Annotated in this window: 14 protein-coding genes; 10 read left to right on the forward strand and 4 right to left on the reverse strand. The window is 67.6% G+C overall.

Going from position 1 to position 14530, the window contains the following annotated elements; all coding sequences use genetic code 11:
* Positions 1–56 precede the first annotated feature (56 nt).
* The 7 genes from D9T14_RS05630 (at position 57) to D9T14_RS05660 (ending at position 7409) form a co-directional block, all read left to right on the forward strand.
* Complete coding sequence (locus tag D9T14_RS05630; RefSeq protein WP_197720713.1) at positions 57–725, forward strand: TrmH family RNA methyltransferase; 669 nt, start codon at positions 57–59, stop codon at positions 723–725.
* A 221-nt stretch (positions 726–946) separates the two neighbouring features.
* Positions 947–1579: a hypothetical protein gene (locus D9T14_RS05635; RefSeq protein WP_119161313.1), complete on the forward strand. Its 633-nt coding sequence runs from the start codon at positions 947–949 to the stop codon at positions 1577–1579.
* 182 nt (positions 1580–1761) lie between these two features.
* Positions 1762–2784: a class II fructose-bisphosphate aldolase gene (gene fbaA, locus D9T14_RS05640; protein ID WP_119161314.1), complete on the forward strand. Its 1023-nt coding sequence runs from the start codon at positions 1762–1764 to the stop codon at positions 2782–2784.
* Between the two features lie 367 nt (positions 2785–3151).
* The gene (locus D9T14_RS05645) at positions 3152–4174 is read left to right on the forward strand and encodes a zinc-dependent alcohol dehydrogenase (protein WP_119161315.1); all 1023 of its coding nucleotides are present in this window, start codon (positions 3152–3154) and stop codon (positions 4172–4174) included.
* A gap of 5 nt (positions 4175–4179) precedes the next feature.
* A complete protein-coding gene (locus D9T14_RS05650; protein WP_119161316.1) occupies positions 4180–4941 on the forward strand; it encodes an SDR family oxidoreductase in 762 nt (253 codons plus the stop codon).
* A gap of 312 nt (positions 4942–5253) precedes the next feature.
* Positions 5254–6477, forward strand: coding sequence for an MFS transporter (locus D9T14_RS05655; RefSeq protein WP_170175769.1), 1224 nt, complete (start codon positions 5254–5256; stop codon positions 6475–6477).
* 20 nt (positions 6478–6497) lie between these two features.
* Positions 6498–7409: an SMP-30/gluconolactonase/LRE family protein gene (locus D9T14_RS05660; RefSeq protein ID WP_119161318.1), complete on the forward strand. Its 912-nt coding sequence runs from the start codon at positions 6498–6500 to the stop codon at positions 7407–7409.
* Positions 7410–7625: 216 nt separating this feature from the next.
* Here D9T14_RS05660 and D9T14_RS05665 read toward each other — a convergent pair whose 3' ends face one another.
* Positions 7626–8417: an IclR family transcriptional regulator gene (locus D9T14_RS05665; RefSeq protein WP_126464286.1), complete on the reverse strand. Its 792-nt coding sequence runs from the start codon at positions 8415–8417 to the stop codon at positions 7626–7628.
* A 279-nt stretch (positions 8418–8696) separates the two neighbouring features.
* Here D9T14_RS05665 and D9T14_RS05670 point away from each other — a divergent pair, with 279 nt between their 5' ends.
* Together D9T14_RS05670 and D9T14_RS05675 are read left to right on the forward strand one after the other, a co-directional pair.
* The gene (locus D9T14_RS05670) at positions 8697–10070 is read left to right on the forward strand and encodes an enolase C-terminal domain-like protein (protein ID WP_119161320.1); all 1374 of its coding nucleotides are present in this window, start codon (positions 8697–8699) and stop codon (positions 10068–10070) included.
* 1 nt (position 10071) lies between these two features.
* Complete coding sequence (locus tag D9T14_RS05675; RefSeq protein WP_119161321.1) at positions 10072–11433, forward strand: MFS transporter; 1362 nt, start codon at positions 10072–10074, stop codon at positions 11431–11433.
* Positions 11434–11749: 316 nt separating this feature from the next.
* Here the strand turns inward: D9T14_RS05675 and D9T14_RS05680 are convergent, their stop codons facing one another.
* Positions 11750–12616: a LysR family transcriptional regulator ArgP gene (locus D9T14_RS05680; protein WP_119161322.1), complete on the reverse strand. Its 867-nt coding sequence runs from the start codon at positions 12614–12616 to the stop codon at positions 11750–11752.
* A gap of 70 nt (positions 12617–12686) precedes the next feature.
* Between D9T14_RS05680 and D9T14_RS05685 the strand changes: the two genes are divergently transcribed.
* On the forward strand, positions 12687–13295 hold the full coding sequence (locus D9T14_RS05685) for a LysE/ArgO family amino acid transporter (protein ID WP_119161323.1): 609 nt from the start codon (positions 12687–12689) through the stop codon (positions 13293–13295).
* Between the two features lie 307 nt (positions 13296–13602).
* Here D9T14_RS05685 and D9T14_RS05690 read toward each other — a convergent pair whose 3' ends face one another.
* A complete protein-coding gene (locus D9T14_RS05690; RefSeq protein ID WP_119161324.1) occupies positions 13603–13947 on the reverse strand; it encodes a HepT-like ribonuclease domain-containing protein in 345 nt (114 codons plus the stop codon).
* A complete protein-coding gene (locus D9T14_RS05695) occupies positions 13944–14258 on the reverse strand; it encodes a nucleotidyltransferase family protein (RefSeq protein WP_119161325.1) in 315 nt (104 codons plus the stop codon). The genes D9T14_RS05690 and D9T14_RS05695 overlap by 4 nt, the downstream gene beginning before the upstream one ends.
* Positions 14259–14530: the final 272 nt, after the last annotated feature.

Raw genomic sequence — 14530 nt, forward strand, 5'->3', positions numbered from 1 at the left:
AGACCCCTGGACGCGGCACCGAGCCCCCTTGCGAGGCGGGGCACCCCTACGAGGCCGTGGCGCGCAGGGCCGCCGAACCCGACGACCCGACGGCGCCGAGGGTCGGCGTCGGGCCCGCCCCGAGGCCCTGGCCCGGCGACGAACGCTACGACCCCCAGCTGCTGGCCGAGGGCGACCACCGCAACGTGCTCGACCGCTACCGCTACTGGACCACCGAGGCGATCGTCGCCGACCTGGATACCCGGCGGCACCCGCTGCACATCGCCATCCAGAACTGGGCCCACGACTTCAACATCGGCTCGATCGTGCGCACCGGCAACGCCTTCAACGTCGCCGGCGTGCACATCCTCGGCCGCCGCAAGTGGAACCGCCGCGGGGCCATGGTCACCGACCGCTATCTGCACGTGCACCACCACCCCGACGTCGCCTCACTCGCCGCCCACTGCCGCGAGCACGACCTGACGATGGTTGGTGTCGACAACCTGCCCGGCGCGGTGCCGCTCGAGACCACACGGCTGCCCGGACGCTGCTGCCTGGTCTTCGGCTCGGAGGGCGGCGGCCTGACCGACGAGCTCGTGGCCGCCTGCTCGATGCTCGTCTCGATCACCCAGTACGGCTCCACCCGCTCCCTCAACGCCGGCGCGGCCTCGGCCATCGCGATGTACCACTGGGCGCTTCAGCACGCCGGCGCGGCAGGGCCGGGCGTGTCCGACCCCGCCGGATGAGGCTTGTGACGTCTCGGCGAGCACTCTGAACATCATCGGGGCGCGGGGCGGGGCCGAGCCACCGCGTTGACCCCGGCCCAGAGACCGGACATCGTCCGGGCGTGCGCCGAGAGCGCCCCCATCGCCGTGATCGCAAGGCTCTGCGCATACGCATCACCCGAGGCCGGGGAGGTCCCTCCGGTCCCAGGACCTGCGGTGCCGCGGCCGGTTAGACTTGCCGCGTGAGCCAGATCGACGTGACCACCGACCCGGGTGTCATCGCCCAGCCGGTGCACACCGCCTTCACGGTGTCGGTCACGCCGGAGCTTTACGCCAAGCGGGCGGCCTTCGTGAAGAAGGGCCTGGCCACCTTGATCTTCTCGCTGGTCATCAGTATCGCCATCAGCTGGACCCTGCTGCGCTCCTACGGCCAGTCCTTCGGTCTGTTCCCGCTCATCCCGCTCACTCCCCTGAAACTGCTCGTCGTCGTGCTCATGTGCTGGCCCGCGCTCCACATGCTCGGGCGGCTCGTCATCCGCATCGTCAGGCACCGCAACCTTCGCCGCGCCCTCAGGGTGCTCGTACCCGGCCAGGTGATGCGCATCGAACGCCTCGGCCTGGTGCTGCGCCACAGCGACCACGTGGAGTACCTGCCCTGGGACCAGGTGGCCGCCGTGCGCGGGGTACGCCGCTGGGACACCCCCGGTCCCGAGCTGCGCGTGGAGCGCACCGACGGCACCCACTGGACGGTGCCCTTCGCCATCCTCGACGTCCTGCCCGGCGGCATCGACGGGGGCCTGTACGCCTACTCGGGCGGCCGTCTCAACCTCGACATGGTCGTCTGCGATGACATTTGGTCGGCCCAGGGCCGCTGAGCCCTGGCCGGGTTGGCTGTGAAGAATCGCCTCGCGGGCTGGTCCCGGGTTCACATGCGCGCCCGTATTTGAAAGAATCAGAACCAGCACGGCCACTAGGCCATGCCCGCCTGGCTGAACCGTTCGGCCGGCGGGCCCGGACACCGCGTGCGTTCGGGTGACACCGAGAGAAGGAAGCTTTCATGCCCATTGCAACTCCTGAGGTCTACGCCGAGATGATTGATCGCGCCAAGGAGGGCGGCTTCGCCTACCCGGCGATCAACATCACCTCGTCGCAGACGCTCAACGCCGCTCTGCGTGGTTTCGCCGATGCCGGCTCCGACGGCATCGTGCAGATCTCCACCGGTGGTGCCGAGTACGCCTCGGGCCCCACCATCAAGGACAAGGTCACCGGCGCCGTCGCCCTGGCCGAGTACGCCCGCGTGGTCGCCAAGAACTACCCGGTCAATGTCGCTCTCCACACCGACCACTGCCAGAAGGAGAAGCTCGACGGCTACGTCAACCCGCTCATCGCGATCAGCCAGGAGCGCGTCGACCGCGGCGAGGACCCGCTGTTCAACTCCCACATGTGGGACGGCTCGGCCATCGAGGTCGAGGAGAACCTGCAGATCGCCGACGAACTGCTCTCGCGCACCTCGAAGGCCCACATCATCCTCGAGATCGAGGTCGGCGCCGTGGGCGGCGAAGAGGACGGTGTGACCGGCGAGATCAACGAGAAGCTGTACACCACCGTCGCCGACGGGATGCGGACCCTCGAGGTGCTCGGCCTGGGTGAGAAGGGCCGCTACATCACGGCGCTCACCTTCGGCAATGTGCACGGCGCCTACAAGCCCGGCTTCGTGAAGCTGCGCCCGGAGATCCTCAAGGAGATCCAGGACGAGTGCGGTAAGAAGTACGGCAAGGAGCGGCCGTTCGACCTGGTGTTCCACGGCGGCTCGGGCTCCACGCCGCAGGAGATCGCCGATGCCGTGAAGTACGGCGTCATCAAGATGAACATCGACACCGACACCCAGTACGCGTTCACTCGTCCGGTCGTCGACCACATGATGAAGAACTACGACGGTGTCCTCAAGATCGACGGCGAGGTCGGCAACAAGAAGACCTACGACCCGCGCAGCTGGGGCAAGCTGGCGGAGGCCGGCATGGCGGCCCGTATCGTCGAGGCCTGCCAGCAGCTCGGTTCGGTGGGCACTCACCAGGGCTGATCGCGGCGATCCGACGCACGCGTCACTGAACGGGGCCGGTCCTTCGGGGCCGGCCCCGTTCGCCTGCCTGGCGACAGTTTCCGGGGCTCTCGCTCGACGCTCGCGGTGCGGGCCGTTGATGTGGACGAGCTCGACGCCCCACTTGACGCTCGTGAAGCCCTGACTCTAATCTGATGATGTTTCATACAACAAACTAGATTAGTTCTTTGAATGAAACATCATGAGGGTCGGGTCATGCCGGGACGCGAAGAAGCGGTCCAAGGGCTTGCGCTGATCGACCCCACGCGAGATCCCGGCGAGAGCCCGTGCTCGCCGGTCTCACGAGGTCTCTCCGGCCGGATGAGGAGCCCCGAGGGGAAGGAGCGGGATGAGGGCAGTCGAGTACCAGGGAAACAGGACCTTCACGGTGGTGGACCGCGCGGCAGTCGATCCGGGGCCGCACGACGTCCGGATCGCCGTGTCCTATGTGGGGCTGTGTGGAACGGACCTGCACGTCTACCTCGGCGACGCGGACGCGCGGGTCGGCGTCCCCGCCGTCATCGGCCACGAGATGAGCGGCTACGTCGAGAGGACGGGGGCCGAGGTGATCGGCCTCGAGCCGGGTCGGCTCGTCACGGTCATGCCCACGCGCTACTGCGGCCAGTGCGCCGCCTGCGTGCGGGGCCACTCCAATGTCTGCTACGCCATGGACTTCATCGGCATGGACTCCCCCGGTGCCCTCCAGGAGCTGTGGACGGTGCCCGAACATCTCGTCGTCCCGGTGCAGTCCTCGGTGGGCGCGCGGCGCGCGGCACTCCTGGAGCCCCTGACCGTCGCCGTCCATGACGTCCGCCGCGCACGCCTGGCGGCGGGGGAGCGCGCCCTGGTCGTCGGCGGCGGGCCGATCGGGCTGCTCATCGCCATGGTCGCCGCCCGGGCTGGCGCCGAGGTGCTGCTGAGCGAGCCCTCGAAGCAGCGCCGCGCCGCAGCCGATCTGCTCGGCATCGCGACGATCGACGCGAGCACCCCGGACGCCGCCACCCGGATCGAGGACTTCACGCAGGGCGCCGGGGCCGACGTGGCCTTCGAGGCCTCGGGTTCTGCCGCAGGAGTGGGATCCGCCGTCGCCGCCATGGCCGCACACGGCCGGCTCGTCCAGGTCGCCATACATGCGCAAGCTCGTGAGATCGACCTGCACAGGTTCTTCTGGCGCGAGATCGAGATGTACGGCGCACGGCTCTACACCCGCGAGGACATGGACCGTGCCGCCGAACTCCTCGCCGCGGGCCAGATCCCCGTCGAGTCGCTGATCACGGACGTCGTCGCAATGGCGGAGACGCAGAACGCCTTCGCCCGGCTGGCTCAGGGCGGCGCGATGAAGCTGCTCGTCGACATCAACGCGGAAGGATGAACCACATGAGTGCTCTATTCGATCTCACCGGACTCACCGCCGTCGTCACCGGGGCGCGCCGCGGGATCGGTCTCGGTTATGCGACGGCCCTGGCCGAGGCGGGCGCCGACATCATCGCGGTCTCGGCGCGACAGGAGGCCAGCGGCTCGGCGGTGGAGAGGGCCGTCACCGGATTCGGGCGCCGCTGCACCTGCCTGCAGGCCGACTTCGCCGACCCGGCGGCGGTCAATGCCGTCGTGGAACGGATCCTGGACACCGCTCAGGTGGACATCCTGTTCAACAACGCGGGCGTCATCTCGCGCTTCCCGGCGGTCGAGTACTCCGACGCGGAGTTCGCCCGCCTCCTCCAGGTCAACCTCGGCTCCGCGTTCACGCTGGCCCGTGAGCTCGGCAGGGGCATGCTCGACCGCGGATGGGGCAAGATCGTGTTCACCGCCTCGCTCCTGAGTTACCAGGGCGGCGTGTTCGTCCCCGCCTACACCGCCTCGAAGCACGGCGTGGCGGGGCTGACCCAGGCCCTCGCCAACGAGTGGGCCGGCCGCGGCGTCAATGTCAATGCGATCGTGCCCGGGTACATCGCCACCGACAACACCCGGGCCCTGCGCGACGACCCGGAACGCTCGGCCTCGATCCTCGAGCGCATCCCGGCCGGCAGATGGGGAAGGCCCTCTGATCTGGGCGGCGCCGCCGTTTTCCTGGCCTCGCACGCCTCGGACTACGTCAACGGCATCGCCCTGCCCGTCGACGGCGGCTGGCTCGGACGGTGAACTCGCCCATCGCGGAGCCATGATGCGCTGCGGGAACGGCCGGCCACGATCACGTGTTCCGGCCTCACGGTGAACGACGCCCCTCATCCAGTTCATCTGACAATACAAATTATTTCTTTAACCAAAACATCAGCGGCACGATGGGGTGCCGCCACCGCGAGGCCGTTCGCGGGCCGATCACGGAAGAAATGAGGGACTGCCATGGCAGAGGACTCCGCTCGCCCGGTTCAGACGGTGAGTACGCGGTCATGGAAGATCACTGCGCACCCGGTGTCATGGATGCTGCTGGGGTGCACGACACTCGCCATCTTGATGACGTCGATCGACGCCACGATCCTGGCCTCGGTGCTTCCCTTCGTGAAGGTGCACTTCGGGCTGGACGACGCCGGCGCCGGCCTCATCAACTCCCTGTTCTTCATCGGGACGGTCGCCGGGGCGTTCTTCTTCGGCTGGTTGTCCGACGTCGTCGGCAACGGCTACCGGCGATCCTGGGTGTGGATCATCGCCATGAGCCTGTCCGTGATCGGCGGCGTCGGGACCTTCGCCTTCGCCTCGAGCTGGGTCGCGTTCCAGATCATGCGGGTCGTCATGGGCGTCAGCCGGGGCGGCAGCGAACCGACGAATGTCGCGATTGTCGGCGAGTGGTGGCAGAAGGAGAACCGCGGATTCGCCGTGGGAACGCACCACATCGGATTCCCCCTCGGTCAATTCGTGGGACCCGCCATCATCGCGTTCTTCGCGACGCAGGAGGACTGGGGCAAGGCGTTCCTCGTCATCCCGCTGATCGGCGTGCCCATCATGATCGGCCAGGCGATCCTGGGCACCAGGAGGAACCAGATCCGTGTCACCGACTGGATCGTGGCGCACGGCATGACCCCGCCCCTGGATGTCAACGACGACGGGAAGATGCACCGCAAGGCCTTCGTGATCCTCCGCGACGCGATCAAGGTGCCGAACATCGTCCGCGCCATCTTCGTCAACTTCGGTTTCCTGTGGTGCGAGCTGGGACTCACCACCTTTCTCGTCATCTTCCTCACCGAGCGTACGGACATGTCGTCCGCGCAGGCGATCGTCGCCTCGGGCGCCTCGGGGCTGACCGGATGGTTCGGCCAGATGCTGTGGGGCACCGTCTCCGATCACATCGGCCGCAAGAAGGTACTGGTCATCCTGGGTCTTGGCTGGATCGCCTGCGTGATCCCGCTGTTCCTCGTGACGACCGCCTGGCAGACCTGGACGGCCCTGCTCATCTGGGGGTTGTTCCGCAACGCGCCCTTCCCCGTCCTCTACTCGGTCGTCCTCGACTCCGCCCCCGGGCAGGCGGGCTCTGCCATGGGTCTCATCATCGGCCTCACCACTGGGCTGGGCGGGGCCGTCACCTCTGCCGTCACCGGAATCGTTCTGCAGAACTTCGGCTGGGGCTGGACCTTCGCCAGCCTGCTCGCCGGCGTCGTCGTGGCGATCATCGCCATCTGCACCCTCCAGGAGACCGTCGTGACCAGGAGTGACCCGTCCGGCCAGGCGACGGCGCCGGTCTGAGCGAGAGGAGGAAGACGGCGATGAACACAACGGATGGATGGGGCCGGGCGCGCCGGCACGAGCCCGACTACGAGTTCCTTGACGTGCCCAGGGGGACGCTGACCGAGGGGCCGGTGTGGATGCCCGAGATCGGGGAGCTGATGTGGGTGGACATCGTGGAGAAAGCGGTGCACCGGGCCCGGCTGGACGGCGCCGGCCTGCGGACCTGGCGGATGCCCGGCGAGGTCGGGTTCGCCGTGCCCTCCGACGATGGCAATGCGATCGTCGGACAGCCCGACGGCATTCACTACCTGGAACTGGCCACGGGACGATCCCGGCTCCTGGCCGGGCTACCCGAGGTCGATCCGCGGATCCGCGTCAACGACGGGAAATGCGACAGCTCGGGAAGGGTCTGGTTCGGGACCATGCACCGGCAGGAGACCGAACCGCTCGGCGCGGTGTTCAAGCTGACGCCCGATGGTGTGCACCCCGTGCTCCGGGGGATCTGCACGGGCAACGGAATGGGGTGGAGCCCCGACGGCTCTCGCCTCTACTACACCGACTCCGGCGTCCCCCGATGCCTCTACGCGGCCGACTTCGACATCGAGACCGGGGCGGTCTCCAATGGTGAGCCGTTCCTGCCGGGCGAGTACCCGGGCAATCCCGATGGCATGTGCGTCGATGCCGAGGGCTCCCTCTGGTGTGCGCGCTGGCAGGGTTCGGCCGTCATCAGGATCAGCCCCCGGGCGGTGGTGACCGACGTCTACCACACCCCCATGTTCAGGCCGACGAGCTGCTGCTTCGCCGGTCCCGGGCTGGACGAGCTCATCATCACGTCAGCAGACTGGGGAGAGGACTCGGGGCACCAGGCGGGACGGCTCATGCGGTTCCGGCCCGGGGTCTGTGGCCGCCCCGAGGCGCCTGCCCGCATGGCCCTGGTACCGGCGCTCTGAGCGGTGCCGGGCAGGGCTCCCGGTTGGGTCGAGCCAGTCGTGGTGTCGCGACGGGGATCGAAGGGCGTCTCGTCGGATGCCCAGGGGCTCTCCCCACCCGGGCGGGCCGTGTTACATCGTGGGGCGCATCGCCGCGGTGACCGCCGGGCTCTCCCCGCCCGCCCGGGCGGGCCGTGTTCTGATGACCCGGCAGGATCCGCCCGGCCGGGTCCGGTGTCAGGTCGTGGCCCGGTCGCCCGCGCCGTGGCGCGGCGCCATGAGGGAGAGTCCCTCGGGCAGGAGCGGCGCGGCGATTGCGCGTGCCGTCCGGGCGAGCTCGTGGGCTCGCTCGGGCGTCATGTTCTCGGCGAGGGTCGTGATGGAGATCGCCCCGACCACGGTCTTGGACCGCAGGAGGGCCAGCCCGACGCACGCGACACCGGGCTGACGCTCGCCCCACTCGGTGGCGTAGCCCAGCTCTCTCGCAGCGTGCACGGCCTCGGTGAGCCGGTCGAGCCCCGCGTCCTTCTCGGGCAGCTGGCCGATGTAGGCGCTGAGATGCTCGTCAATGGTGTTCTGGGCGGCGAGGACCGCTCGGCCCAGGGAACTGGTGGCCATCGGGATGAGCTGGCCGACCGCAGACCACACCCGGATCGTGTGTTCCTGCTCGACCTTGTCGATGTAGAGCATCCCGCCGTCCATGGGGACGCCCAGATGAACCAGCTCGTCCACCTCGTGCGAGATGGCCACGAGGATCGGATGCAGGGCCCTGGCCAGGTTGTCGGGGCCCATAGCCTTCTCGGCCAGGAGAAAGGCGGCAGGGCCGAGCGCATAGTTCCCGCTGGCCAGGTCCTGGGTGGCGAACCCTCTGCCGCGCAGGGTCGAGAGGGCCCGGTAGGCGGTCGACTTGTTGACCCCGGAGCTCTCGGCCAGTTTCGTCAGCGTCGTGCCGGAGGGGCCGGCCTCGCCGAGTGCCATGAGGACGGCCAAGGCGCGGTCCACTGCTTCCACCCTGGGTGTGTCGCTCACCTGTGCTCCCTTGCTCCTCGGTGCAGTCACTCGGATACTACTCGGCCTGGTTCAGCGGGCCTGGCCGGCTGTCGTTCCCGGCGCTGATCCGCGGGGGCGAGGGGCTTGCCTTCACAGTGACAAGTTTTATACAGTAAAACATACTGGTTCACTTAATGAAACATTGACGATGATGTTGCCTGCCCGGTCGAACCAGGCCCGCTCCGCATCGATGGGAGCGCATGTCTGCTCCGCGCGGAACGGAAACGCCGCGGCGACGAGTCCGAGGAGGACGGTCACATGACGAAGATCACCGACTACGACGTGTACGACCTCAGGTTCCCGACGTCGGTCAATGCGGACGGCTCGGACGCGATGAACAAGGACGGCGACCACTCCGCCGCCTACCTGAGGCTCCGAACCGATGCCCCGGGCTTAGAGGGGCACGGCTTCACGTTCACGATCGGTCGCGGCACGGACGTGTGCGTGCAGGCCATCCGGGACCGGGTGCAGCCCCTGCTGGGCATGGGGCTGGACGAGGTCATCGGCGACCTCGGCGCAACGTACCGGCTGCTGGCATCGGACACCCAGCTGCGCTGGATCGGCCCCGACAAGGGCGTCATCCACCTGGCGCAGGCAGCAGTGATGAACGCGGTGTGGGACCTGGCGGCGAAGGCGGCGGGCAAGCCGGTGTGGCGGTTCGTGACGGACATGAGCAGTGAGGAGATCGTCCGCGCCGCCGACATGTCGTACCTGGCCGATGAGATCACCCCCGAGGAGGCGACCGTCTTCCTCAAGGCGCAGGAGCCGCAACGGGCCGAACGGATCGCACATCTGGAGGAGCACGGCTACCCCTGCTACTCAACCGCGGCCGGATGGCTCGGCTACTCGGACGAGAAGATGCGCCGTCTGATCCGCAAGGAACTCGACGATGGGAACCGCAACATCAAACTCAAGGTCGGCGAGCGGCTCGAGGACGACGTTCGCCGCTGCGGCATCGCCCGCAAGATGATCGGTCCTGAGGGCAGGCTCATGCTCGATGCCAATCAGGTGTGGGACGTGCCCACGGCCATCGAGTGGATGGGAGAGCTGGCTCGATTCGATCCCTACTGGATCGAGGAGCCCACCCATCCCGACGACGTTCTCGGCCACGCCCGCATCCGCAAGCAGATCGCCCCGGTCAAGGTGGCCACCGGTGAGCACGGCATGAACCGCATCCTGCACAAACAGCTCATGCAGGCCGAGTCCTACGACTTCTGTCAGATCGACGCCTGCCGGTTGGCCAGCGTCAACGAGGTGCTGGCCGTCCTCATCATGGCGGCCCACCGCGGCATCCCGGTGTGCCCGCACGCCGGCGGTGTGGGGCTGTGCGAACTGATCCAGCACCTGATCGTCATCGACTACGTGGCGATCTCGGGCCAGCTCGACGATCACTTCGCCGAGTACGTCGACCACCTGCACGAGCACTTCCTGGAGCCCTGCGAGGTCAGGGGCGGGGCCTATCGGCTGCCGACACTGCCCGGCTACTCGTCAGCGATGAAGGAGCAGAGCATCAGCGACTACAGCTTCCCGAACGGCCACTACTGGGTGGACGAGCACCCGAAGGTGATCGCCGGGCTGGCCGGGGCCGGTCCCGAAGCCGCCGCACCGGCGTCCCGGGGAAGGGGCGAGTGAGATGACCGAGACGAGATCGCCGGCTCCCGGCAGCGACGCCGTCCTCGAGCGCGCCGCCGCCAAGGGCGCGAGGAAGATCGTCCCCTTCCTCTGCCTGATGTTCGTCATCGCATTCCTCGACCGCACGAACATCGGTTTCGCCCGCAACGAGTTGCAGGCCGACACCGGGCTGAGCGACGCCGCGTACGCATTCGGTGCGGGTATCTTCTTCTTCGGTTACGCGCTGTGCGAGGTGCCGAGCAACATGGTGCTCTACAGGGTCGGGGCGCGCCGCTGGCTCGCCCGGATCATGGTCACCTGGGGCCTCGTGGCGGCGGCCATGATGTTCGCCCACACGGAGGGCATCTTCTACCTCATCCGGTTCCTCCTCGGTGCGGCCGAGGCCGGGTTCTACCCCGGTGCGATCCTGTACATGACCTTCTGGTTCCCGACCCGGATGAGGGCGCGCATGAACGCGCTCTTCCAGTTCGGTGCGCCCCTGGCGTTCGTCATCGGGGGCCCGATCTCCGGCTGGCTGCTGAGCGTCTCGGAGGGCTGGTTCTGGTCCGGCTCGCGGGGCTGGCAGAACATGTTCCTCATCGAGGGCCTGGTGGCCTGCCTGGTCGGCGTCATCGCCTGGTTCTACCTTCCCGACGGGCCCCGGGACGCCACGTGGCTGAGTGAGGAGGAGAAGCAGGCCCTGACCGTTGCGATCGACGCCGAGGACTCCGAGAAGCAGGAGCACGCCCAGCGCGGCATGTTCAGGGCGCTCGTGGACTGGCGCGTCATCTACTTCTGCTTCGTGTGCTTCACGATCCAGGTGCTCGGCTATGGCTACAACTTCTACATCCCCTCCCAGGTCGCGGCGCTGCTCGGCCGCAGTGTCGGGCTCGCCGTCGGTCTCGTCACGGCGGTGCCCGCGGTGTTCGCGGTCATCGGGCTCGCGGTGGTCCCGCGGTACGCCGAGCGCATCGGCAAGCGCCGTCAGGTCGCCGTCACGATCTACGCGATGGGCGCGGTCGGTATCGCGCTCTCGGGAATCCTGAGCGGGAATCCGCTGCTGACCATCGCCGCGCTCTGCCTCGCGTACACCGGGCACATCGTCGTGCAGCCGCTCTTCTGGACGAACGTCTCGACCTATCTGACGTCCGGGGCGGCCGCATCGGGCATCGCCCTCATCGGTGCGCTCGGCAACCTCGGCGGTTTCGTGGGGCCGAACATCAGGGTGTGGGCTGAGACCACCTTCGGCTCGGGCAATGCGGGCCTGTACATCCTGGCCGTCTTCGCCGGTGTCGGCACCATTCTCCTCGCGGCCACCCGCCTGTTCGGCATGGATCGCGACAAGGAGGTCATCCAGGCGCAGGAGGAGGCCAGCAGGGCCTGATCCCGTTTCCTGCAGGCACGAGCCGGGCAGCGGGTGAATTCGTGAACGTCGCCCGCAGCCCGAGCCGTGCGCAGGGCTGCCGTTTTTGCAGGGGCACCGGTGCTGGAGGAGACATCGGGGCAGTTGAAGTCCGAGGGCTGCCGCTTTGGACACCGGCCGCGGTCGTCGTGTATCCCGGCACGGCCTGATGAAGCTGCCACATCGCGGGAACGGCTGGGCTCGTGCTGCGAGCGGCTTCGACGGTGCGCCGAGGGCTCGCAGCATTCCGGGGGCCGGCGGTGCGCCGTCGACGCCAGGACGAGCGGCGTCGACTTGATCAGCGTGCTGGGACGTCGAGTTCTCGCGCAGCCTCGAGGACCAGTTCGGTGAGTCGTTCCAGGCGGGGTGTGTGCAGGGCCCAGCACTGCCAGTGCAGGGTGACGTCGACGTGTCCCGGGTGCAGGCGCAGGATGCGTCCGGAGCGCAACGGCTCGTCCGTCATGAGCGTCGGCACCATGCCCCAGCCCAGGCCCGCCTCGACCGCCGACAGATAGGCCTGCGGCGAGGGCACGAAGTGCCGTCGCGCGGGGCATGGGTTGCCGAGACCGGCCAGGAAGTCGTCGGTGATGCGGTCCTTCTCGTCGAAGCAGACCGCCGGCAGCGCGGCCAGCTGCTCGGCGGACGGCGGGTCACCGTGCCACAGCGATGGGGAGGCCACCGGCAGATAGCGGATCGAGCCGAGCCTGGTGCTGCGGCAGCCCGGCGACGTCCTGGTGGCCGTGGTGACGGCGGCGATCACCTCGCCGCTGGTCAGCAGGCGATGGGTCAGCTGCTCGTCCTCGACCCGCAGCCGCAGTTCGGTGTCCGGCCAGCGTGCGGCGCCGGCGAGCACGGGCGTGAACCAGGTGGCCAGCGAATCGGCGTTGACCGCGACGCGCAGCGGGGCGGTGCTGATCCGGTCGAGCGCGAGAGCCACGTCCGACTCGATCTCGGCGAAGCGCCGGGCCGCCGACAACAGCACCTGCCCGGCCTCGGTCGCCCGGCATGGTCTGGTGCGCTGCACGAGCACCTGGCCGGTCTGGCGTTCGAGTGCCTTGATGCGCTGGCTGACTGCCGAGGGGGTGATGTGCAGCGTGGCGGCCGCCGCATCGAAGGTGCCGGTGTCGACGACGGCGCACAGCGCGCGCAGCTGATCCCCATCCATGAAGTGAGTCTAATGATGATGAAGAATCATTCGCTGGTCTTCAGAATTGTGTGGTTCTAGCGTCGGTGAGGTGGATGTCTTCGTCACCGGTTTCGCCGCAGGGCTCGGGCTCATCGTCGCCATCGGCGCCCAGAACGCCTGGGTCCTGAGGCAGGCTCTGCGCCGGGCTCACATGGGCTGGGTCGTCGGCATCTGCATCGCCGCAGACCTCATCCTGATGGCCGCCGGCACCCTCGGTATCGGTGCCGTCGTCGACCGGGCGGCCTGGACGCTCACCATCCTGACCTGGGCCGGCGTGGCCTATCTGGGTTGGTTCGCCTTCACCAGTTTCCGCTCCGCTCTGAGTCCCGATGGCGAGGGACTCAGAGCCGGGGGAGCCGCCGACTCGGATCTCGGCGCGGTGATCGGCACGACGTTGGCGGTGACCTGGCTCAACCCGCACGTCTACCTCGACACGATGGTCTTCCTCGGCTCCCTCGCCAATCAGTACGGCGGGCTGCGCTGGGCGTTCACGGCTGGGTCCATGACCGGTTCGGTCTGCTGGTTCAGCGTTCTCGGATTCGGTGCCCGAGCCCTGTCCGGTCCGATGTCCAGCCCGAAGGTCTGGCGTGGCCTCGACCTGGGCATCGGCGTTGTCATGCTCGCCCTCGCCGTGAAGCTGGCCCTCGGCGCACTGTGACAGCTTCGCCGCCCTGCGGTTGGGGACGGTTCGTCCTGCGGTTGTTGTGGGAAGACGCGCTATAAGCGCAGGGTGGGCGGGAAGCGCAGGGCGAGTGGGCTGCCGGTTGGCTTCTGTGGCTCGTCCTGTGGTTGTTGTGGGAAGACGCGCTATAAACGCAGGGTGGGCGAGAAGCGCAGGGCGAGTGGGCTGCCGGTTGGCTTCTGCGGTTCGTCCTGTGGTTGTTGTGGGAAGACGCGCTACAAGCGCGGGGTGGGCGGAGAACGCAGGGCGAGTGGGCTGCTCGGATTCGGTTGGTGGGGTTCTGTCAGTCTGATTCTGGATCGTAGAGGCTTAGGACGCCCTCTTTCAGCTCGGTCAGCTCATTGTTGAGAATGTCAGTGACAGTAGCTGCGTCAATGCGGAAATATTCGTGGACCACGATGTTGCGCAGGCCGATGATCGATTTCCATGGGATGTTCGGTAGCGCTTCTGTCGTATCGCCGCTGAGTGCTCGCGCTGCTTCTCCGAGCACACCCAATTGTCGCAGGATTGCGTCGAGCGCCATCTGTGTGAGCTGCGCCGGCCCATCGGTCAGATACGACTGATAGCTTTCGATGGAAGTGATGCTTGCGAGGATGTCGGCAAGCCGTTGCTCGTCGGCGCGGCTCATAGTGGCGTACGCTCGCGGCGGGACTCGGCTGAGACGGGTCTGCGCATGAGGCTGTCGCTGATCACGTCGACGCTCACGCCAAGCAGCTCGGTGAGTTCCTCGGACAGGCCGGCCAGCCGCAGCAGAGGGTTTCCCTTGGTTTCCACGAGGTCCACGACAAGATCAACATCGCTGTCAGAGACCGCGTCCCCCCTGGCGACCGATCCGAACAGGCAAGGATTCTTCGCTCCGTAACGCAACAGCACGTCATTGATCTGGTCACGGTGTGTCGCGATGAGGCTCCGCAATCTCACTGAGTCAGGTGTCACCATGCCCCGATGATAGGTCGGACGTTCGCTGCGGGGTAGCTCTGCGTTTGTCGTGAGAAGACTCACGACAAACGCAGTCCCAGAGTGGGTCGGTTGTTTCTCGGGGAAGCCAAGTCGGTGTGGGGGCTGTCTGCCGGGGTCATGGCGGGGCCGTACTGCGTACAGTGGTCCTGCGCTCCTTGTTGAGAAGACACACGTCAACCGCAGGATGAGGCTCTGGCGTCGGAGGACGTTCTCAGGAATAGCCGGATGTGCTCGGAAGCGCTGGTTGGTCT

This window comes from Propionibacterium australiense (assembly GCF_003666605.1).
In the GTDB taxonomy this organism is placed as follows: domain Bacteria; phylum Actinomycetota; class Actinomycetes; order Propionibacteriales; family Propionibacteriaceae; genus Propionibacterium; species Propionibacterium australiense.